The organism is Desulfoconvexum algidum, from assembly GCF_055382125.1.
The window spans coordinates 4,930,761-4,952,202 of sequence record NZ_AP042394.1 but is presented as its reverse complement, the minus strand read 5'-3'; the positions used below and the strand labels follow the sequence as shown (position 1 = coordinate 4,952,202).

15 protein-coding genes are annotated in these 21,442 nt (G+C 44.9%); 10 read left to right on the top strand and 5 right to left on the bottom strand.

Going from position 1 to position 21,442, the window contains the following annotated elements:
* The first annotated feature begins 102 nt into the window (after positions 1-102).
* Positions 103-1,446, top strand: a complete 1,344-nt coding sequence (locus tag ACZ45G_RS22490) for a GGDEF domain-containing protein (RefSeq protein ID WP_464172752.1) — start codon at positions 103-105, stop codon at positions 1,444-1,446.
* A gap of 126 nt (positions 1,447-1,572) precedes the next feature.
* Here the strand turns inward: ACZ45G_RS22490 and ACZ45G_RS22485 are convergent, their stop codons facing one another.
* The 3 genes from ACZ45G_RS22485 to ACZ45G_RS22475 form a co-directional block, all read right to left on the bottom strand.
* Positions 1,573-2,820 carry a uracil-xanthine permease family protein gene (locus ACZ45G_RS22485; protein WP_464172751.1) on the bottom strand — a complete coding sequence of 416 codons (1,248 nt, stop codon included), beginning with the start codon at positions 2,818-2,820 and terminating at the stop codon, positions 1,573-1,575.
* A 144-nt stretch (positions 2,821-2,964) separates the two neighbouring features.
* The gene (locus ACZ45G_RS22480) at positions 2,965-3,810 is read right to left on the bottom strand and encodes a mechanosensitive ion channel family protein (protein ID WP_464172750.1); all 846 of its coding nucleotides are present in this window, start codon (positions 3,808-3,810) and stop codon (positions 2,965-2,967) included.
* A 68-nt stretch (positions 3,811-3,878) separates the two neighbouring features.
* Positions 3,879-4,691, bottom strand: coding sequence for an aldo-keto reductase family protein (locus tag ACZ45G_RS22475; RefSeq protein WP_464172749.1), 813 nt, complete (start codon positions 4,689-4,691; stop codon positions 3,879-3,881).
* A 283-nt stretch (positions 4,692-4,974) separates the two neighbouring features.
* Here ACZ45G_RS22475 and ACZ45G_RS22470 point away from each other — a divergent pair, with 283 nt between their 5' ends.
* Positions 4,975-6,345 (top strand): APC family permease, encoded by a 1,371-nt coding sequence (locus ACZ45G_RS22470; protein WP_464172748.1) that lies wholly within the window; start codon positions 4,975-4,977, stop codon positions 6,343-6,345.
* 26 nt (positions 6,346-6,371) lie between these two features.
* Complete coding sequence (locus ACZ45G_RS22465) at positions 6,372-11,456, top strand: AAA family ATPase (protein ID WP_464172747.1); 5,085 nt, start codon at positions 6,372-6,374, stop codon at positions 11,454-11,456.
* A gap of 35 nt (positions 11,457-11,491) precedes the next feature.
* Here the strand turns inward: ACZ45G_RS22465 and ACZ45G_RS22460 are convergent, their stop codons facing one another.
* Positions 11,492-12,157, bottom strand: a complete 666-nt coding sequence (locus ACZ45G_RS22460) for a response regulator (protein ID WP_464172746.1) — start codon at positions 12,155-12,157, stop codon at positions 11,492-11,494.
* A gap of 199 nt (positions 12,158-12,356) precedes the next feature.
* Positions 12,357-12,959 carry a GNAT family N-acetyltransferase gene (locus ACZ45G_RS22455; protein WP_464172745.1) on the bottom strand — a complete coding sequence of 201 codons (603 nt, stop codon included), beginning with the start codon at positions 12,957-12,959 and terminating at the stop codon, positions 12,357-12,359.
* A gap of 137 nt (positions 12,960-13,096) precedes the next feature.
* Between ACZ45G_RS22455 and ACZ45G_RS22450 the strand changes: the two genes are divergently transcribed.
* The 7 genes from ACZ45G_RS22450 to ACZ45G_RS22420 all read left to right on the top strand — a co-directional run bounded on the left by ACZ45G_RS22450 (position 13,097) and on the right by ACZ45G_RS22420 (position 21,436).
* Positions 13,097-15,550 (top strand): DNA polymerase II, encoded by a 2,454-nt coding sequence (locus ACZ45G_RS22450; protein WP_464172744.1) that lies wholly within the window; start codon positions 13,097-13,099, stop codon positions 15,548-15,550.
* 221 nt (positions 15,551-15,771) lie between these two features.
* A complete protein-coding gene (locus ACZ45G_RS22445) occupies positions 15,772-16,242 on the top strand; it encodes a GspH/FimT family pseudopilin (protein ID WP_464179993.1) in 471 nt (156 codons plus the stop codon).
* Between the two features lie 20 nt (positions 16,243-16,262).
* Complete coding sequence (locus ACZ45G_RS22440; protein WP_464172743.1) at positions 16,263-16,748, top strand: prepilin-type N-terminal cleavage/methylation domain-containing protein; 486 nt, start codon at positions 16,263-16,265, stop codon at positions 16,746-16,748.
* Positions 16,745-17,314: a PilW family protein gene (locus ACZ45G_RS22435; RefSeq protein WP_464172742.1), complete on the top strand. Its 570-nt coding sequence runs from the start codon at positions 16,745-16,747 to the stop codon at positions 17,312-17,314. Before ACZ45G_RS22440 ends, ACZ45G_RS22435 begins: the two co-directional genes overlap by 4 nt.
* Positions 17,311-17,874 carry a pilus assembly PilX family protein gene (locus ACZ45G_RS22430; RefSeq protein ID WP_464172741.1) on the top strand — a complete coding sequence of 188 codons (564 nt, stop codon included), beginning with the start codon at positions 17,311-17,313 and terminating at the stop codon, positions 17,872-17,874. Before ACZ45G_RS22435 ends, ACZ45G_RS22430 begins: the two co-directional genes overlap by 4 nt.
* Before the next feature lie 33 nt (positions 17,875-17,907).
* The gene (locus tag ACZ45G_RS22425; protein ID WP_464172740.1) at positions 17,908-21,018 is read left to right on the top strand and encodes a pilus assembly protein; all 3,111 of its coding nucleotides are present in this window, start codon (positions 17,908-17,910) and stop codon (positions 21,016-21,018) included.
* A 16-nt stretch (positions 21,019-21,034) separates the two neighbouring features.
* Positions 21,035-21,436: a hypothetical protein gene (locus ACZ45G_RS22420; RefSeq protein ID WP_464172739.1), complete on the top strand. Its 402-nt coding sequence runs from the start codon at positions 21,035-21,037 to the stop codon at positions 21,434-21,436.
* The last annotated feature ends 6 nt before the right edge of the window (positions 21,437-21,442 follow it).

The following is a 21,442-nucleotide window of genomic DNA, read 5'->3' as shown; positions in this document are numbered from 1 at the left end:
AGGGAGTACAAAAGAGTTTCAGACAGATAGTTGAGGGTTGGATGCTTACCTCTGATTTTTATGTTGTTTTGGCAGAGGGATAAGGAAAGAAGAGATGTGAGAATGGAAAATAGTATGGTGGACTTTGACCGAGAAACCTATGTGGAGATCCAACGAACCAAAATACTGGTGAAGAATCTTTTTGCGAGTATGCCCACAAGCATTATCAATCCCATAATTCTTGTGGCGGTTCTTTGGGATGTGATTCCGCGAGACAGGCTAATTTCTTGGTGTTTACTCAACATTTTGTTTGTTCTGGTTCGGTACCTTTTAATCTATTTTTACCGGCGAGGATTCAGACAAAAAAACTATATTTTCTGGCAGAGGGTATTGTTTTCCTCTTTTATTGTCGCCGGCCTCCTGTTCGGGTCGGTGGGTCTTTTCTTTATAAATAGCAACCAGCTTGAGTACATGGTTTTCCTTTATTTTATTGCGGGGGGGATGGTGGCCGGCAGCCTTGGTTCCTACCATAACCACCTGGCCATGTTTTTTTCCTATTCCATAAGTGTCTTTATTATTCCCACCGTTATCCTTTTTACCCTTGGAACACATATCACAACGGCTATGGGAGTGCTTGGGCTTATTTTCTTTGCGATCATGTCGGTTAACGCAAAGAGGATGAATACCGATTTAAGGGTGTTCCTTGTATTGCGGTTTGACAACAATCTGCTCATTGAACAATTCAATAGGGAAAAGCTCAATAGTGAAAAACTTAACCGGGAGCTCCTTGTGAAGAACGATGAGCTTAAAAAGATTTCCAGGCTTGATCCCTTGACCGGCCTTAAAAACAGGCATTATCTCTTTGATATTTTAAAGCCGAGGGTTGAAAATGAAATCAATTCCCTGTGGATGGAGAAAACCGGGGCGAATAAAAGGAAAATATCCGACTCAAGTGGGTATGGGGTTATCAGCATTGATATCGATTATTTCAAGAAGGTCAATGACAGTTATGGGCACGATTCCGGCGATATGGTGCTCAAGCAGTTCAGTGACAGGCTTTGTGAAACGGTCCGGCAGGATGATGTGGTGGGCCGTATTGGGGGGGAAGAGTTTATTATCCTCCTGAAGGGTACCAGGGAAAATAACCTCTGTGTTCTTGCCGAAAAGATTCGTCTCCATGTGGCAAACTCAGTTTTTAAGGTGACAGACAGTCGTGATATTCGCATCACCTGCTCCCTGGGTTTTGTTTTTTATCCATTTTATAAACATCATCCCGGCAATTTGGGGATTGACCATATTTTTTATCTGGTTGATCGGGCTCTCTATGTGGCAAAGGAAAATGGGCGGAATCTTGCGGTTAAAGTGGCCTGCACCGAAGGGGACAGCCGGGACAAACTTCTTCTTGAATCTATTACCGCAGACTTGAACAAAGCCATTGATGCCGGGCAGGTTCTATTCGAATTTTGACCTGTATTTAAAGATAATAAAGAGGGCCGGATCGAACTTTTCTGCGGCCCTCTTTATTATCTTTTATCTTGTTTTTTTCTATCTGTTTCCCCAGGAAAAGAGGACTTCAGATTAAGTTGATTGTGATCAGTATTTGCGCTTTTTCCCGGGGAGAATAAGGTTCAGAAGAACTCCCAGAATACCGGCAAGACCGATGCCCTGAAGGGTGAACTCACCGGCTGAAAAACTCATGCCGCCAATACCGAATACCAGGATCAGGGCAACGATGGAAAGGTTCCTTGATTCCATGAGGTCTTCACCTGATTTTACCAGTGTGTTCAGGCCGATCACCATGATGGCACCGAACAAAAGCAGCATGATGCCCCCCATTACAGGCGAGGGGATGGTCTGGAGGAATGTCCCGAATTTGCCCACAAAGGCAAGGGCGATAGCTGTGATGGCGGCCCAGGTCATGATTCCCGGATTGAAAACCCTGGTCAGGGCGACGGCGCCGGTTACCTCGGAATAGGTGGTATTGGGTGGGCCACCCAGCATGGATGCCATGGTTGTGGCGATGCCGTCCCCCATCATGGTCCTGTGGATCCCGGGGTCCTTAAGATAATCCTTACCGGTGATGGAACCGATTGCCAGAATGTCACCGAAATGCTCGATGGCAGGTGCGATTGCAATGGGAACAATATAGATTATCGCCTGGAGATTCCATTCGGGAAAGGTGAAGTTGGGAAGGGCAAACCAGGGGGCCTTTGCGACGGTGCTAAAATCGACGATACCAAAAATAAGCGCGGTTATATACCCTGCAATAATGCCGCAGAGAATGGGGATTAATTTAAAGACCCCCCTGCCCAGAAGGGAAACCAGAACCGTGGTGGCAAGGGCCACAAGGGATACGGTGAGTGCGGTGCCTTCGGGAAAAAGAACCACAGAGCCGTCTCCGGCTTTTCCCATGGCCATGTTAACGGCAACAGGGGCAAGAATGAGACCGATGACCATTATTACAGGACCTGTCACCACCGGGGGAAGGATATTGCTCAACACTTCACTTCCCCGCCACTTGATCAGAAGGCTCAGCAGGATGTAGACCACGCCGGCAGCCGCAAGGCCGCACATGGTACCGGGAATTCCCCAGGTTTGGACCCCATAAAAGATCGGCGGAAGGAACGCAAAGGAGGAGGCCAGGAATATCGGAACCTTCCCCTTGGTGATGACCTGAAATATCAATGTGCCGAATCCGGCGGTAAAAAGGGCCACATTGGGATCAAGTCCGGTGAGAAGAGGGACCAGAACCAGTGCGCCGAAGGCCACAAACAACATCTGTGCTCCCAGCAGTGCATCTTTGGGTCTGAAGCTGTACGTCGTTGAAGAGGGGGTGTCCATTTAGATATACTCCTATGTTGAAATTAGTCTCATTTCCTGCCTTTATTATAGTCAAATCCACGCAACATATCACATAATTCAAGTGAGCGTATACCCCTTTTCTGGTTTTTTTTTCAGCCTGAGCACAGATCTTAATGGTGTAATTTAGGCCTCGGTACCGGTTTTCTCCTGGAAAAAATGAACGTCCTGCTGGGGAAAGGGGATACTGATGCCTTCCTTATCAAAGGTGAGTTTTATTTTTTCCGTCAGATCAAAATAAACATCCCAATAGTCACTGGTTTTTACCCAGGGCCGGACCACAAAGTTCACGCTGGAGTCGGCAAGTTCTGATACGGCGATTTTCGGGGCAGGGGTTTCGAGTATCCGATTTTCGGTTTTGAGGACTTCACCCAGTACCTTTTTTGCCTTTAAAACATCATCCCCATACCCGATGCCGATGGTCAAGTCCACCCGGCGGGTATCATTGGCCGTGACATTGGTGATAACATTATTGGTGATATTAGCATTGGGAACAATGACCCGCTGGTTGTCCGGGGTGTTCAAGGTGGTGTTGAAAATATCAATACTCATGATATTTCCTGTGACCCCGCCCACGGTGGCAAAATCCCCGACCCGGTAAGGCCGGAACAGGATCAGCATGACCCCTGAAGAGAAATTGGACAAGGAGTCCTTCAGTGCAAGGCCAATGGCAAGGCCGGCTGCACCCACAATGGTTAAAAATGAGGTGGTATTGATCCCCAGCTGTCCGGCAACGGCAATTAATAACACAATCAGCAGGGAGTAATAGACAATGCTCTCCAGGAAACGCGTCAGGGTGACATCCACCTTGTTTTTTTCCAATAGCTTGATAAACAGCTTGGTGACTTTTTTTGCCAGCCATTTCCCAATGACAAAAATTAGAACAGCCGCAATTATTTTCATGGAATAGGCGGTTACCCAAAGGGTAAGGGTGTCGATAATTTTTTCAATGTTCAATGAAGAAAGATCCATTTTTAGCTCCTTATGGTTTCATTTTAAGTTTATCTGTTTTTGCCTTATGGACATCAACCAAAGAAGATTTATCCAAAAAATCCTTTGGCAGATTTGTGAACATGGTCTCCGATTCTGGTAATCCTTTCTGTTTCTTCTGGGGTGAGCGGTCCTTTGTCCAGGGCTGTCAATGCGGTTTGCATCTGGTCCATATTCCTGGGGCCGCAAAGACATATGTTGACCCTGGGATCGGACAGGGAAAACCGATAGCAGTCACTGGCACTCAAGGGGGATTCCCCCGGGGGCATATGTTTTGGCTGGAGCAGGTGGCCCCACCGGGTGGCGGTATAGGTGACAAGGCCGGGTGGGGTACTTTTTTCAAAGAGGGGAAAAGATTCTTTTTTTGCTCCTCTGTGGGCCGGGTTATACCGGATATGGAAGAGGTCAAATATCTTCTTTTCGGCCAGTTCCGGAAAAAGGGAGCGGTTGTGACCGGACAGTCCGATGAACCGGCAAAGCCCTTGTTCTTTCATCTTCAGGGCAAACTCCATGAGTCGGTTGGAGGGGGCAGAATTATGCCACCCCAGCATGAGAATATCGGCATGGTCAATCCCCATGCTCCCAAGGCTTTGCTTGAACCATATTTCTGTCATGAGCCCAAACCTGGCATAGGTTTGAATACTGACAACCATTTGGTCCCGATGCCCCTGGCGGCCCAGGTTTTTAACGGCCTGTTTCATCTGGGAACGGCGCCTGCCTGACCCGGAATAAAAATAATTGCATCCCTTTTCAAAGGCCTTTTCGTAGGCAGCGGCAGGGGCGCCGTAACTGCCGGCAAGTCCCAGACGCCCCACCGCAAGGTTGGTTTTTCCCAAAATTGAAAATTTAAAATCATCATCCATGGAGGGGTTTCCTTTTGGAAAATAGGGAACACATTCGACTGTTTTTCTTATGATCTTTTATTTGCCTATATCATAAAGCCAATAAATTGTATATCCATATAAAAGGGGGGAAGGCTTAGAATTCTTAATTCACCTATAATCGGGTGATACCCATGTATGTTCCTGGCATCAAAATCATTGATACCTGCTTTCCACTATGGCATAAATAATTTAATGGCAGATCCTAGGGAAAGCAGACTGGGATTTGCCAATAGCCTTCGGACTTTTACCCAAAAGGTTAAACATGAACAATTCCGGATTAAAACCTGCACTCGGACTTGCAGCCGTTTCGTCGATCGCAATCGGATTTATGATTGGCGGCGGTGTATTTGTCTTTACCGGCATCGCCCTGAGGATAACCGGGCCTGCCCTGCCGTTGGCCTATGGGCTGGCTGTCATACCGGTGTTTTTGAGTATCCTTCCCATGGCCATGCTGGGATCTGCAATCCCTACAACCGGTGGCAACTATAAATATCCTTGCAGGATGTTTTCGCCCTGCATTGCTTTTGTCGGCGTATGGACCTATGCACTGACCTCTTTTTTCGGGCAGATTCCTTTATTGGCCAATGGGTGTGTCACCTATATTCAGTCATTTTTCCCCGGTATCCCCTCCCTGCCAGTTGCCCTGGGGTTGGTCACTTCCTTTTATATTATCAACCTGCTGGGTGTCAAATTTGCTGCGATTATCCAGGGTATCCTTGTCATTATCCTGATAACAGCCCTGCTCGTTTATGGGGGCACAGGAATTTTTGAATTAAACCCCATACGGTTCAATAATATTTGCCAAAAAGGGGTGGGCAATATTCTGCTGGGAACTGCCCTGCTCACCTTTACCTATCTTGGGGCCAATGGCATTATCGAATTGGGCGGTGAAATCATTGATCCTGGAAAAATTATTCCAAAAGCGTTTATGATCTCTTTTCCCATTGTTGCAGGGATTTATATTCTTGTGGGAATAACCACCGTGGGCATGGCAGGCTCTGAAATACTCAATGAATCAAAAGAGCCTCTAATTGCAGTCAGCAATATAATGTTCAAAGAACCTGGCAGGGTGTTTTTTATTTTTGGAGGAGCCATTATTGCTCTAACAACCACCTTAAATGCAATTTTTATTACCGGCACAAAATCTTTTTTGGTGATTATTCAGGACAATCTGTTCCCTGAATCCTTAGGCAAAATCAGCCATGGGTTTAAAACACCATACCGGGTTTTGACGCTTTTCTGGATTCTTTCCGCACTGGGTATTATATCCCAACTTTCTTTGGAAACCCTTGCATCCTATGCCTCTTTGGGTGCATTGGTAATCATGGTTCCCATTCAGTTGGTGGCCCTGAGGTTTCAAAAAAAACACCCGGATTATTATGCCGCTGCATCCTTCAAGCTAAAGGGTCCATGGCAGTTTATCTGTCCTTTGACCGGTATTTTCATGGCGCTTTTTTTTGGCCTGATAATCCTTGTTGATCTGGCTTCATTTTACAAAACAGGGGGATTTATACTGTTTATGCTTTCCGGAGCTGGTTATTTTTATTTGCGAAAACGATATCTTCTCGGTAAAGGAATCGACTTAAATAAATTAAAAAACAAACAAGACTGGCAGGGCGCTAATCCTATGTAAAAAATATATTTTATCAGGATTTAAGAATGATAAAAATCGCTGGGTTTAAAATATTAGAAAAAATTTATGCGAGCCAAAAAATGGTCTTTTTTACTGCCTGCCCCATTTCCAGTTCAAAAACAATTTTGATAAAAATTGCGAACGCCGAGGCCCATAATCATCTTTTAGAAACAGAATATAAGATCACCCGGAATCTTAATCCAAAAATTGTTGTTAAGCCCATTGAAATTCAATCTTGCAACAAGATAAAATTTCTGGTTCTTGAAGATTTTGAAGCCAAACCCCTTGGTATATCCGACACAAAATACATGAAAATGCGAGATTTGATAGGTCTTTTCATCGATATTGCCCGGTCTCTTTCTCACCTCCATGAATCAAATATTATCCACAATAATATTAATCCGGATAACCTCTGGTTTAACCCGGTAACCAATAAACTGAAAATCGGGGGTTTTTGTTTTTCAAAAAACGAGAATTTTCAAACAAAAGTTCCCCTCCAACACCTCCACCAACACCAGATTGCCCAGCCTGACTTCGGGTATATTTCTCCTGAACAAACAGGCAGAACCAGTCTTGATGTAACCCGTGCAACCGATTTCTATTCATTGGGATGTACCCTTTATCATCTGTCAACGGGAAGGCTGCCCTTTGTCAGTAAAGACAAACTTGAATTAATCCATTGTCATCTTGCCAAAACACCCGGGATGCCACATCACATAAATGAAAATATCCCGAAACCGCTTTGTGCCATTATTATGAAGCTTTTAGAAAAAAACCCTTTAGACCGGTATCAGAGTTGTTCGGGGCTTCAAAAGGATTTTGAAATCTGTATGACCCTGATGAACACTAAAAATCAAAATCATAATTTTCAACCCGGCCGGGGGGATCTTACGTCAGATATCTGCTTTTCAGACAAGCTCTATGGCAGAAGCAGGCAGATAAAAAAATTAACGAACGCCTTGGCCGGCAAGGGCAAAACCAGGTATCCTTTGATCCTGATTTCGGGCGAAGCCGGTGTGGGCAAGTCCGCCCTGGTGGAACAGGCCTGGAAACAATTGGACTCCAAGGCATATTTTGTAAAAGGAAAACACGAAAAAACACATCAAAGCAGAGCAGCTCAAACGGCACTTGAGTCTGTGATCGTGCAGATCCTCGGGGAAGGAAAAACAAAGGTCAAGAAATGGAAAAATAAAATCATCATGGCCTTGGGGAACTCTGCACAGCTGATAATTGATTTTGTTCCCATGTTGGAATTTATCATTGGCAAACATCCTCTGGCCATGAAGCTGACGGCCCTTGAAAGTGATACCCGGCTCAATAATCTGCTTTGCAAATTTATTGAAACCATTGCATCCAAAGAACAGCCCATGATAATATTCTTAGATGACATGCAATGGGTTGAGCAAGAAAGCATCCGGATACTTGAGATCATCAACGCCCGCCCCATCAAAGGGTTGTGTCTCATCTGCGCTTACAGGGATCAGGAAACCTACGAGCAGCATCCTTTTATCCGAACGGTCAATAAAATAAAGAAAAATAAGGTTCCGGTGCTTGAAATCAACCTTAATCCACTGGATATGGAGACTCAAAATTACTGGATTTCAGATCTTTTTGGCAAAAGCATGCCTGATATCCTGCCTTTTTCCACCCTTTTGTTTGAAAAAACCGATGGGAATCCATTTTTTATAAAATCTTTTCTCGAGTACCTGTCCAGCACAAAACTTTTATACCAGACCCCCAACCGCACATGGGATTGGAAATTCAAACAAATCAGCCAGGTTCCGGCAACAGATAATGTGGGTAATTTTATGATAAAAAAAATAACCCAGCTTAGCTTTGAATCCATTGAGTTGTTAAAAATAACTTCCTGTCTTGGTTCCTGTTTTTCCATAACCCTCATGGAAACTATTTATGCCAAAGAGAATAAAAGGTTTAAAGCGGCACTTCACCCCCTCATAAACAACGGCATTATGATTCAACACCAAAATGATCTGAGGTTTGTCCACGATATTGTCCAGGAGTCTGTTTATTCAATGATGTCCCGGGATGAACAGATAAAACTGCATTTGAGTGCCGGAAGGCAGATGCTGAAAATGATGCCTGAAAGTGAAATTGACAACCAGATTTTTATGATTGTCGATCAAATGAATTTCGCCCGCAGCATTATCGGGGAAGCGCAAGAACAATTGAAACTTGCCGGGTTGAATTTGAAGGCCGGACAAAATAAAATGGAATTGTCTTCATTGGAAGCTGCCGACACCTATTTTAAAACAGGCATTTCTCTGCTGCCGGGAGATGCCTGGCACACAAACTATATGCTTGCGCTGTCGCTTTTTTCACAGCGGTGTGAAATTTTGTATGTTCTGGGCAGGTATACACAAGCTGATTTTCAATTTAATCAAGTCCTGAACCATGCAGAACAACCGGATCATTTGTTAAAAATATTTGAAGCAAAAAGCACCTATCTTATGCAGGCGTATCAAACACAGGAAGTCATTGATACCGGGCTTACCATCCTGTCAAAGTTAGGCTACAAAATATCGCCTAAATTTAACCGTTTTCAGTTAATCAAAGAAGTGCTGCTTTTTAAAAAACAATTATTGGGCATGAAAATCGGCGATATTATTGATCTGCCGGAAATTACAGATCCCAGAAAAACAGCCATTATCAGAAGCCTTATCATCATATCAAGGGCATGCGCCATAAACGGGCATCCTTTTGCACACATTGCCCTGTTTCGATCCATGCGGTTTGTCTTGACCAACGGGTTAACGCCATATGCCGGATACGTGTTTTCATTCTATGGCACCGTACTGAGCAATTTGTTGTATGATGTAAAAAAAGGATATGCATTTGGCAAGCTCTCCATGGAGATCGTTGAAAGATTCAAGGCAAAGAAACAAAAAATTTTGACCCGCCATTTGTTCACTGTTATTTCCATGAACCGTCTGGGACAAACAAAACATCATTTGGACCAATTGTCAAAAATCGTAAAGACCTCCCTGGAAGCAGGATTGTTCATGAATATTTTCAATCTCCATGCGATGTATTATTTTTTAAATTTTATTTCCGGCACTAAACTTGAAGATATTGAACACCATATGCGGGTAAGCCGCAAAGAGATCCGCGAATCAAGCCAGATCCTGTGGATTCACAATTTGGAATTACTCTTCCAGGTTGTACGGGTTTTAAGGGGAACCACCCGCAAATTATTTTTACTGGACACCCCTTTGGACATCTATGATGAAAATTTTTCCCAACAATGGGAAAAAGCCAATATCATCCCAACGATTTCAGATTATTTTTTGTATCATCAAATTGTATCATATTTTTTGCAGGATGGTAAAAAATCCCTGGAATATGCAAAAAAAGGGGCGTTGTATTTTAAATCCTATGTATCCCTCAGCTCCCAAATGACCCATCTCTTTTTTTATTCTCTCGCCCTTCTTGAACATTGTAATGAGACGAATCCCGGTTCGCACGCCTTGTATATAGGAAAGGCACGGCAAAATCAGAAATTTTTCAAAATGATTTTCAAGCGGGCACCGGAAAATAATCCCCATATGTTTTTTTTACTTGAGGCTGAAATTGCCAGGGTAAAAAACCAATTTGAACGAGCAGCCTGTTATTATGACAGGGCCATGACCTCTGCCAAAGACGCAAGATATCTCCATGTTGAGGCCATAAGCTGTGAACTGGCCGCAAAATTTTTTCTCAATAAAAAGCAAGGTTATCTTGCCCGCTCCTTGCTTTTAAAGGCAAAACGGCTCTACAGGGAATGGGGGGTAACACCAAAGGTCAGACAACTTGAAACCCAGTATGGCCTGATATTAAAAGAGGATCGGACGGATAAGCTCCGGATCAATGATACGGTTGAATTCAAAGATGTGGATATTTACTCGGTTCTAAAGGCCTCCCACATTATTGCCAGGGAGATTAAACCCAAAAAATTGATGCGACTACTGATTCAGTTGATCTTAAAGAATTCCGGTGCCCAGAGAGCATTCCTACTCCTTTATTCTGATAATCAGCTAAAAATAGAAGCCTTTGCCCAGACCCATCCGGATTTTGTTAAAATTTTCCAGGGAATTCAAGTTGAACAAGCCGGCCAAATGCTGGCCAGTGCCATCGCCTATTCTTCTTTTTTATCCAAGAAAAGCATTATTCTTGATAATGCCTCCCTGGATAAACAATTCAATTATGATCCCTATATAATTGAAAACAAACCCCTCTCTATTTTGTGCACACCTATTATCGGTAAAAAAAGTATTCAGGGGATATTATATCTGGAAAATAACCTGATGATGGGGGCCTTTACAAAACAGCGCCTTAAGATCCTTGATATTCTCAACACCCAGGTTGTAATTTCCATAGAAAATTCAAGGCTTTATGAAAAACTGCGAACTCAGATCAAAAAACAGATGGTTTCGACAAAGAAAATTCAAAGCCACCAGGCACAATTGCGAAGGATGTCATCCCAACTGGCACAGACGGAAGAACGGGAGCGAAAGGCAATTGCAGACGATCTTCACGATAGTGTTACACAAACCTTGGCCATGAGTGTTTCCATGATTAATAGCATTCACCACCTTGACGACAAAGAAAACTTTTTAAAACTGGAAGAAACCCAAACCCTGTTAAAACAAGCCCTGGCAAACATCCGATCCCTTACTTTCCAGCTCAGTTCTCCCATACTATACGATGTCGGACTAGAACCCGCATTGGAGTGGTTATGCGAAGATTTTTTCCAAAAACACGGATTGCACATCCAATTTGTGCATCCAGCCGGCAGGATCACGCCCTTTGATGAGACCACAAAAATCACCCTGTATAGAGCCGTCCGGGAGCTGATTATAAATATTATCAAACATGCACACACCCAAGAGGCTGTCCTCAGCGTATCTGCCAGGGATGGATATTTCAATATTTGCATGGAAGATAAGGGGGTTGGATTTAATACGGCTCCGACAATTAAAAATGACGGGTTTGGACTCTTCAGTATTACCGAACGAATGCGGGCACTCAAGGGCAAAATTCATATCCTTTCCACACCGGGAAAAGGGTCCAGGATAACGATTGAGGTGCCTATCTCAATGCCCCCTAAAGCATAAGGACTTCCCCAATTTAAAAAAAATATAGGTTTGTGTCAAATATCAAGGGATGTAATTCCATGCCGAATAGCAAATTTTGTCAATGCCGGGATATTGTCCAAATCAAGCTTTTTCATGATATGGGCTCGATGTGAATCAACTGTTTTTTTACTGATATAAAGTTGCTTTGCAATATAGGCCTTGGTTTTACCTTCGGCAAGCAATTGGAGAATCTCTCTTTCCCTTGATGTGAGGGTATTAAATATCAATTGTTCATTTTTATCACAGGTGTTGACGGCTGACTTAACAATGTGTTCCATGATATCCGAAGAAAAGAAAACCTTCCCGGAAATCACCATTCGGATAGCGGTTAACAGTTCTTCGAACAGGTTTGTTTTAAGCAGGTACCCCCGAGCACCGGCGTTAATCATGGATAAAACAAATTGCTTTTCAGGATGCATGGACAAGGCAATGATTTTAGCATCCGGGTGTAATTTAAGAATTTGTTTTGTCGCCTCAATTCCGTTTAGATCCGGCATGGAAACATCCATGATGACAATGTCCGGCCGATATTGCTCAACCAATTCAACCGCCAGTCTTCCGGTATCCGCTTCTGCAACAACCGTCATGTCTTTTTCCTGGCCAAGAGACTGCCTTAGTCCATGCCTGACGATATCGTGATCATCAACAATTAAAATGGATATTGTACTGGCATAAGACATTGTTCATTCCTTTTAAAATGTCAGATATATCCCATGGTGCACCAGATTTTAGGATCAGCTTGTAGGAGAAGCTTGTAGGAGAAGTTGCTTGGATTTCTAAAGGTTTAACACCTTAACGTATATAAATTAAAATAATATTCTGAATTATATCAAATTTTTGTTGAATATTGCAATAAGATAATTCTTCATTCCCAATGAATCATTTGGCCTCCCTGACCATGATGGTATAGTATGAGTCCGTGACAGGTTCACGAACGGTTTTGGCTTCATAAAACCCCAACCGCTTGTAAAACCCAAAATTTTTCGGGGTAAAGGTTTCAAGATAGGTGGCAGCCCCTATTTCATCTGTTTTTTTAAGAACCGGCAGGACAAGATCAAGTCCTAGCCCTTTGCCCTGGAGGTTTGGGGATATCCCCAAAATAGATAAGTACCAGAAGGTTTCAGACACCACTTGCTTGGATTCCTGTGTCATAAAGTCCACTATCTGGCAATAGGTGTCAAGACTTTCCATGCCCAGGTGATCCAATAAAAATTGTTTTTTTTCTTTGGCAATTTGCAGGCCTTGGGCTTTGTCAACCGGTTTTGACCAGAGGGAGGCCCCATGGGCAAGGTCTTTTGCCAGGCATAATTGGCCATATGTGCGGGCTTCCTGCATGGAATAGTCCAGGTATCTGAGCATGGCTTTTTTTGCCCTTGCCGGATCACTTGCGGCCCTTTGTTCCAGGGTGATATAAAAGGGATCTTCTGTCAGCGCTTCATACAAGGAACTGGCAATGGCTTTGTTCATAAAAAAATAGGTCATGGGGCTGGCTTTCCTGAAGCCTTGTTCGGGTTAAAAATTTTGTCCGGGTCTTATGGACACAGAAGGGTTCCATATCATTTTTTTACGGGGTTGGCCAAAAAATTCTGGACCGGACCCAGGAAATCCCCTGTAAAACAGTGCAGGATTTGTCTTTTCTTTTATCAACTGGTATTAAAACCGGCATGGGACTTTACAGGGGATACATACTCACACGGGAGTGTATGGAGGCCGGAGGCAGTCATCGCCTTCGCTATACAGGGATCTGTGACCAGGGTCCCTTTGAAATTGTTATTTCCAAGAACCGGCCCCTGTTTTTCATTGAGCGGGATACGCTTCTTCCGGATCTTTTTTGGGGGGTTGAACGCAGACAGGTAACGCTTACCTCCTTTGACGGCAAGCCTGTGGATGCCCTGTATTTTAAGACCCAGAATCTTTTGTACAAAGCCCGGAAAATTCTCCAGGAAAAGGGCATCAAGACCTTTGAAGCGGATTTGCGTCCTGAAGAACGATTTTTAATGGAGCGGTTTATCCAGGGGGGCATCCAGTTTCAAGGGCCCTGTCATTCCACCGGTAAAATTTTAAAATTCATGGACCCCAAAATTTGCAAGGCCGAATTTCACCCTTGTTTTTCAATTTTCTCCCTGGACATAGAAACCGGGCAAAGAGGAGAGCTATACTCTATCGCCGTCCATTTTACGGGTCGGGCTTCTTCGGCCGGGAAAAAGATCAAAACCGGCATTGTCCTGATGAAGGATGACCGAGCCCCCCAAAAAAATGGACCCCAGGGGGGTTCCAGGCAAGTTCCCAATGAACAAGACCCTCTGCCCGGGTATGACCATGAAATTTTGCCCCATGACGGCAAGCTGTTTCGCATGTCCTGTGAACGAGAGATACTCGCAGCCTTCCTGGACATCATGACCCTTTTGGACCCCGATATTATTATCGGCTGGCATGTCATCGGCTTTGACCTTGTTTTCCTCGAAAAAAAATACCAGTCCCGAGGACTGAAATTTTCCCTGGGAAGGGACCATGGGCCTCCCAAAATCAGAGAAGCTCAGAAAGGCAGATTCTCCGCCCACATCAATGGACGGATCGTCATTGACGGGCCGCCCGCCATGAGGAATGCTTTTTATTTCTTTGAAAATTTTCGACTGGAAACCGTGGCAATTCAAATTTTGGGAATTGGAAAAGAGATTGGAGAGAAGGGCGACAAGGTCGCAGAGATCGAACGCAGATTTCTGGAAGACAAAAAGGGACTGGCCCACTATAATCTCATGGATTGCATTCTGGTTTCTGATATTTTCGAGAAGACCGGTCTGATTGATCTGACCTTTAAGCGGGCCGTCATCAGTGGAATGGCCATGGACAGGGTCGGCATGTCTGTGGCAGCCTTTGACCATTTCATGCTTCCCTCGATCCATCGCAAGGGGTTGGTTGCCCCCAATGTTCAAGATATTCAAAGCCAGGGGCATAGTTCCGGGGGATGGGTCTTTGCAAAAACCCCGGGGTTTTATGAACATATTGTGGTCTTTGATTTCAAAAGTCTTTACCCTTCCATTATCCGAACCTTTAAAATAGACCCCCTGTCACGGCTAAAGGCTGATATCCATCCCCTTAATACCCCGGTAAACATTTCTTTTTCCCGGAAACTGCATGTGCTGCCCGATTATATTGCAACGCTTCTGGACAAAAGAGAACAGGCAAAAAAAATGGATGATCCCCATCTCTCCCAGGCCATAAAGATCCTTATGAACAGCTTTTATGGCGTTATGGGAACACCGGGGTGCAGATTTTATAATCCCGGTCTTCCCCGGGCGATTACCGGCACGGGCCAGTGGATATTGAAAACAACCCGGAACTTTCTTGAACAGCAAGGTTACGGCGTTCTATACGGGGATACGGATTCGGTATTTGTGCAGCTTAAACCCACACAAGTATCAGATTGTGACGGTGCCGCTAAAAAACTGGCCATTGATATGAATGAATTTCTGACCAAAAAACTGACCGATGAATTTGACCTGGTCTCCCATCTGGAGATTGAATTTGAAAAACACTTTACCCGTTTTTTTCTCCCTGCCATCCGTGGCGGGGGAGGCGGGGCTAAAAAACGGTATGTCGGGCTTGTGAAGAAAAACAATAAAGAAAAATTGGTGTTTACCGGCCTTGAATTTGTCCGATCCGACTGGACGCGGTTTGCAAAGAATTTTCAATATGACCTGTTTTACAGGATTTTCCATGACCAGGAGGTCACCCAGTGGATCCGGCAAATCGTTTCAGAGGTGAAAAACCATCTCCACGATGAGGATCTGGTCTATAAAAAACGGTTGACCAAGTCACCCAAGGACTATGTCAAGCTGGTCCCTCCCCATGTGAAGGCCGCACTTCTTTTGAAAGACAAAGGGGATAACCTAAGAGAAATTTACTACGTCATGACACTGAGGGGCCCCATACCCATGGATCTTCCCCACGATGACCTTGACTACAATCATTATATTCAAAAGCAATTAAAGCCCATTGCCGACGCCGCACTCTTGTCTCTTGACCAAAGTTTCACCCAAATCATGGGAGGCCGTCAAATGACGCTCTTTTAATCCAATCCAATGGACGGTTCAAACGTATGTCAAAGAGAAGGGAATCGTGATATGAGCAGAACCCCTTGTAATAATAATTGAGACGACAAGGGACTGCAATTTTTTTTCTGAATATTCCCTCAATCCCCCCTCAATTCCCCCTCAATTTTATCACATTCTTCTGTTACCCTGTCTAAAAAAAATGATGTTTCAAAAATTTAGGAACAGGAAAAGTGAAAAATATGTCGGGTTTTACCATTCTGGAGTTAACAATTACCATGGCTATTTTTTCCATCCTTGCCGCAATAGCCATTCCCAATGTTATCGCATGGAGGAATAATGCCCAGTTTAACGGTGCGGTCAACACCCTTGTGGGTGATTTGGCAGTGGCAAAACAGTCAGCGATCCGGAACAATGCAACCGTTGTCATCAATTTTACCGACAGTGGTTACATTATTTTTGTTGATGACGGAAGCGGGACGGGAACTGCTGACAACGCCATCCAGGAAGGAAATGAACAAATTTTAAGGGATCGAACCCTGTCGGGTGGTGTGGTGATTGATCTTGATGCCACAACATTTGAGGATGATATTGTCCAGTTCAATGGAACGGGAAGATGCGACACATCAACGGTGGGAACGGTTGCTATTTACCGGGGCAGCGAACAAAGCTTTGTTTCTGTTAACCGGCTTGGACGGATAAGCGCTATTTAAAACAGATCTGGAGCACAAAGATGAAAAGGCCAGCTTTCGGAATTTCAAGATGGAAAGAGATGAAAGGATTCACCATAATAGAAGTCCTTATGGCAATGGGCATCATGGCAGTTGGTCTTTTAGCGGTTGGCGCAATGCAGATCTCTGCTGTCAGAAACAACAGAACCGGCAACACATATACCCAGGCCACAGCCTTGGCCCAGTCACAGATGGAACTCATTAAAGACGGCGATATCGATGATTCCGATGACATCCTGAACCCGGATACTTACCCGACAACCACCGCGGACTCTGACAATCCATTAGATGAAAACGGACTGGCCGGAGGCATCTACACCCGGTCCTGGACAATAGATACCTATTTGGAAGACACCGATGGTGACGGTGTCGGTGATACCCAAAGTAATTATGGCAGAACGGTAACCGTCACCGTCACATTTCCATTTGTGGGCAGGGGGACAAGATCGGTTACCTTAAGCTCGGTAACAACAGGGGATGGATTATGATGCCAAACACCAACCGACACAAGGCTGAAACCAGTATTTTATCTAACAGCGGGTTTACCCTGATCGAACTGCTGGTCGCCATGGCAATAAGCTCAATTGTGTTGACGGGGCTCATTTCGGTGTACACCAATCTGTCTCGGTCATACGCCACTGAAACCTCACGGGTAACTGCGCAGCAGGACATTCGCTCGGCCATCAACTTGCTGGCCCAGGATATTCGTATTGCCGGCCTGGACCCATTGGGCACTGCCGGGGGCGGATTTACAGTGACCGATACAGATGATATTGAATTTATCGCCGACCGGGACTATGACGGAGCCATAACCTCAGGCAACATGGAACGAATCCGGTATTATCTTGACGGGACTGAGCTTATCCAGAGAATGGACGATGACGCAGACACGGATGAAGTGCTGCTGGACAACGTTAGCGCCCTGAGCTTTGTCTATGACGATACCACCACGCCCACAACGGTGGTCATCGACATGACGGTTGAGGAGCCGGCAGGTCGCACAGGGACTGTCACACGTACATTGACAAAACGGGTGAAAATTAGAAACCAATGATTATCAAACTTAACCTGGGAAAGAAGACCATGGATTTTTTTCTGATCGAAAAGACGCTGAAAAATGAAGAAGGAATGGTGATGATTTTCAGTCTGATGGTGTTGTTAATATTGACAATTGCCGGTGTTGCCGCCATCAACATATCCAACAATGAAACCACCATTGTAAGAAATGAACAGCTTGCCGCTTCGGAGTTTTACGAAGCGGAAACCGGCATTAACGATGCCCGCATCAACTACGACAACTGGCTGACCGATGAGTTTCTCAGCACATCGGAAACCTCAGCAAACAGTACATTTGATTCAATCTCAACCGATGATGATGGCGATCCCCTGGCAACCATCCAGGCTCGATGTATTGAAGGGACGGCAACTCCCGTCTTCGGCACTGACAATGTGGCAGATAACATACCGGCCATTTCCCACACTGACACACCGCCGGATAGCTCGGGATACAGTGTGCTATCTTTTGAAATTCGCCGTTACAGCATTACTTCGACATCCAATGACGGCAACACCGTTGCCCAGACAGGAGTTTGGAAAGTGTTTAACAAGTATTAAACACCTGTTATTTGAATAATATAAGGATACAAAATGAAGACATGGATTTCCATACTCACGTTAACCATAATGATGGTGACGCCTGCGCTTTTACTCCATGCGGATGACACTGCCATCTACGGTTGCAGCAGCGTTTCAGTAGAGCCCAACATTCTCATTATTTTTGACACCTCGGGCAGTATGTCCACCGAGGATATACCGTCGGAATATTATGACCCGGACACCACCTATTCAGGATCTTATTCATCAAACGTCGTATATCGGTATGACAGGAGAAGCTGGACTATCTTTGCCGACGATGTGGATGAGCTTTCCTGTGCCACTGTCAAAGATGCACTTGAAACCGACGGTGTCACCGAGGGGGCTATTTATGAAAGCAGGGGTGATTATGCCTGCGGTGGAACAGATAAATATCTTTGTTTGGGAAATTATCGGAATTATGACGCCAGTACCAGCGGTGAGATGGGTTCAAGAATCGATGTGGCCAAGGAGGTCATCACTAACCTGATAGAAAATACCGATGATGCGCGATTTGGGTTGATGCGCTTCAACTATAGTCAAGGCGGGCGGGTTATTGTGGGCATTGAATCTGTCACCGACAATGATACATTCAAAACTGAACTGACCGATGCGGTGGACGATTTGACAGCAAATGGGTGGACTCCCCTTGCCGAAACCCTGGCCGAGGCCGGGCTTTACTACGCCGGCCAGGAGAGCTGGTTTAACAAGTATGGTGATAACACAGACGATGTCCTGACCGCTTCCAATACATACACAAGTCCCATGGAATACAGGTGTCAGAAAAACTATATCATCCTGATGACCGACGGTGCACCCACGATGGACAACGATGAGAATTTGGAAACAGGATCTTATATCAACGGTGACACCATCGGTGATTATGACGAGGATTCAAATGCAGGGGATTCCACCTCAGACACCAGCTCGGATTATCTGGACGATGTGGCCAAGTACCTCTATGACAATGACTGTAATCTTGACCTGGGGACGGGAGATGACTCCTATGAAACCCAGAATATTACCACTTACACCATCGGATTCCAGACCGACCTGCAACTTCTTGAAGATACGGCTGAAAACGGGGGAGGGACCTATTATAATGTCAGCAGCATCTCCGGGTTATCCGAGGCCTTTGAATCCATCATGAGCCAAATCTCGGAAGTCAATACCTCCTATGTTGCTCCAGTGATTCCGGTCAGCCTTATGAATTATGCCTATGCAGGAGATTATCTTTATCTGGGATTTTTCACACCGACAGATGACGGCCGGTGGTCAGGCAACGTGAAGAAATACGAGCTGAACGACGATGGAGATCTCCTTGATGTTAACGGCGATGATGTCTTGGATGAGGATGGAACTATCCTGGACACCGCCCAATCCTACTGGTCCACCGAAGAAGACGGATCAGATGTTACCCAAGGTGGTGTCGGTGCTTTACTTATGGATAATGCAAATCGAAATCTTTATACCTATCTTGGAACAGAGACGGACCTTACCCATGGGGACAACGAGTTTTCCACAGACAATTCAATTTTGACCTATACAATGCTGGATGCCGCCGATGACACGGAAAAAGATGAGATCATCACGGACATTATCGGGTTGGAGAGCGACTGGAAAATGGGTGATGTCATCCACTCCACACCCGTCGTGGTCGCTTATGATACAGACAGCGATGGTGAGAAAGACGAATCCTATATCTTCGTGGGCACCAACGGTGGTGTCATGCATGCTTTCAAGGACAGTGACGGCAGTGAGACGTGGGGCTTTATTCCTCCGGGACTGCTGGGGAACCTTCAATTGCTCTCGGACAGCATGGAAGACCATGACTACTATGTGGATGCCGCACCCGTTCTCTATGATGATGACACGAACAAAACCCTGTTTTTCGGCGAACGCCGGGGGGGCTACGATTACTACGCAATTGATATCACTGACCCTGATGCCCCCGAATATAAATACACCATCGGTCAGAGTTTTCTGACAGATACAGATTCTAATATCGACGGCGAAGAAGATGGCACGGATGTAACCCTTGGACAGTCTTGGACCACTCCCAGTGCACATTCAATGAAAACCGGGGAAGACTCATATGATCAAGTATTCCTGATGGCTGGCGGGTATGATGAAAATCAGGACCTGGATACACCCGATTCCGTGGACACGGAAGGGAAGGCCGTCTTTGCAATCGATATTACCGATGGCTCATTGAGCACCCTGAATTTCAATTGCGTTAATTTTTCCGACATGAACAATTGCATCACCAGCGTCATGGGGTTTGATTCCAATGGAGATACCTATACAAACCGGATTTATGCGGGAGATCTGGCCGGTAATATATGGGCATTTGAAGATGATGACAGCGACTCTACCGATGATATCTCCGGCGGAGATGGCACCTGGAGCGGTCGGAAATTATTTTGTGCCAGTTTCCTTGACAATGTGCAGCGTAAAATTTTCTACGCTCCGGATGCTGTGCTTGAAAATGGTGAAGACATGATATTTTTCGGCACCGGTGACCGGGCCGATCCCAAGGAAACCGGTGTGGTCAATAGAATATACGCCATTCGAAATGACTGGGAAGATTCAAGCTCTTTTACAACATTGACCGAAGACGATCTTGTGGATGTCACTGAAAACTTGATTCAGATGGGAACCGATGAGGAAAAAGCAACTGTTAAAGCGGAATTGGAAAGCAGTCGGGGATGGTTTTTTGAACTGGAAAATCCTGGGGAAAAAATTATATCTTCGGTCATTGTTTATAATTCGGTCCTGTATTTTACAACATATGAACCGGAAGACGAAAGTGATGAGGATGATTCTGATCCCTGCGATGAAACCAGTGGATACGGTACCGCCAGATTCTACGCAGTTGATTATGAAAACGGCGGCGCAGTGTCAGACTATGATTCGACAACAGAAACCGATGGAGACGGAAACACAGTAACCTATGGCACAAGTGACCGCAGCATGGTTATCGGAAGTTCCATTGCATCTTCACCTGCCATCGCTATTTTCTCTTCAGGTGCAGTCATCTACGTTGGTGTTGAAGGGGGTATTGAGACAATCGACGCGATCGAAGATCTGAGCATGAATCACTTCTATTGGCAACAGATATTTTAAAAAAAAGGGGAGAACCATGCAACGCAACAGACGAATAACCGTTTTGACGGTGGCAATGGCAGTCATTTTCTTGGGTACCTGGGTTTTTTGCAGCCCGGATGTTTATGCACAGGCAGACGAATCAGCACTGTTCTCAGGTTTTGCCATCGATCCCCAAGGGGTTATCCCCTTTAAGCTCGTTGGAACTATTATGGAAATCAATCAAGGCGACAGTCCCAATCTTGTTGTGGCCGAGAAAACTATTTTGATCACCGAGTATGAATATTTAAATGAAATACAGAGCACAAAACTGATTAACAACAGCGGTAATACCATTGAGATTACTGATTTTGAAACAGGGCAACGGGTGATTGTCATTGGTCTGAAGTTGCCCGACGAAACCCTTGTTGGTGAACAAATTCAGATAAAACCTAAATAAAAGAGA

What these genes read in the sequence shown, in the direction of transcription:
- ACZ45G_RS22430 (WP_464172741.1), top strand. Translation starts at nt 17,311, where the DNA reads ATGATTATCAAACTTAACCTGGGAAAGAAGACCATGGATTTTTTTCTG.
- ACZ45G_RS22480 (WP_464172750.1), bottom strand. Translation starts at nt 3,810, where the DNA reads ATGGATCTTTCTTCATTGAACATTGAAAAAATTATCGACACCCTTACC.
- ACZ45G_RS22485 (WP_464172751.1), bottom strand. Translation starts at nt 2,820, where the DNA reads ATGGACACCCCCTCTTCAACGACGTACAGCTTCAGACCCAAAGATGCA.
- ACZ45G_RS22460 (WP_464172746.1), bottom strand. Translation starts at nt 12,157, where the DNA reads ATGTCTTATGCCAGTACAATATCCATTTTAATTGTTGATGATCACGAT.
- ACZ45G_RS22470 (WP_464172748.1), top strand. Translation starts at nt 4,975, where the DNA reads ATGAACAATTCCGGATTAAAACCTGCACTCGGACTTGCAGCCGTTTCG.
- ACZ45G_RS22490 (WP_464172752.1), top strand. Translation starts at nt 103, where the DNA reads ATGGAAAATAGTATGGTGGACTTTGACCGAGAAACCTATGTGGAGATC.
- ACZ45G_RS22455 (WP_464172745.1), bottom strand. Translation starts at nt 12,959, where the DNA reads ATGACCTATTTTTTTATGAACAAAGCCATTGCCAGTTCCTTGTATGAA.
- ACZ45G_RS22425 (WP_464172740.1), top strand. Translation starts at nt 17,908, where the DNA reads ATGAAGACATGGATTTCCATACTCACGTTAACCATAATGATGGTGACG.
- ACZ45G_RS22465 (WP_464172747.1), top strand. Translation starts at nt 6,372, where the DNA reads ATGATAAAAATCGCTGGGTTTAAAATATTAGAAAAAATTTATGCGAGC.
- ACZ45G_RS22420 (WP_464172739.1), top strand. Translation starts at nt 21,035, where the DNA reads ATGCAACGCAACAGACGAATAACCGTTTTGACGGTGGCAATGGCAGTC.
- ACZ45G_RS22445 (WP_464179993.1), top strand. Translation starts at nt 15,772, where the DNA reads ATGTCGGGTTTTACCATTCTGGAGTTAACAATTACCATGGCTATTTTT.
- ACZ45G_RS22440 (WP_464172743.1), top strand. Translation starts at nt 16,263, where the DNA reads ATGAAAAGGCCAGCTTTCGGAATTTCAAGATGGAAAGAGATGAAAGGA.
- ACZ45G_RS22475 (WP_464172749.1), bottom strand. Translation starts at nt 4,691, where the DNA reads ATGGATGATGATTTTAAATTTTCAATTTTGGGAAAAACCAACCTTGCG.
- ACZ45G_RS22435 (WP_464172742.1), top strand. Translation starts at nt 16,745, where the DNA reads ATGATGCCAAACACCAACCGACACAAGGCTGAAACCAGTATTTTATCT.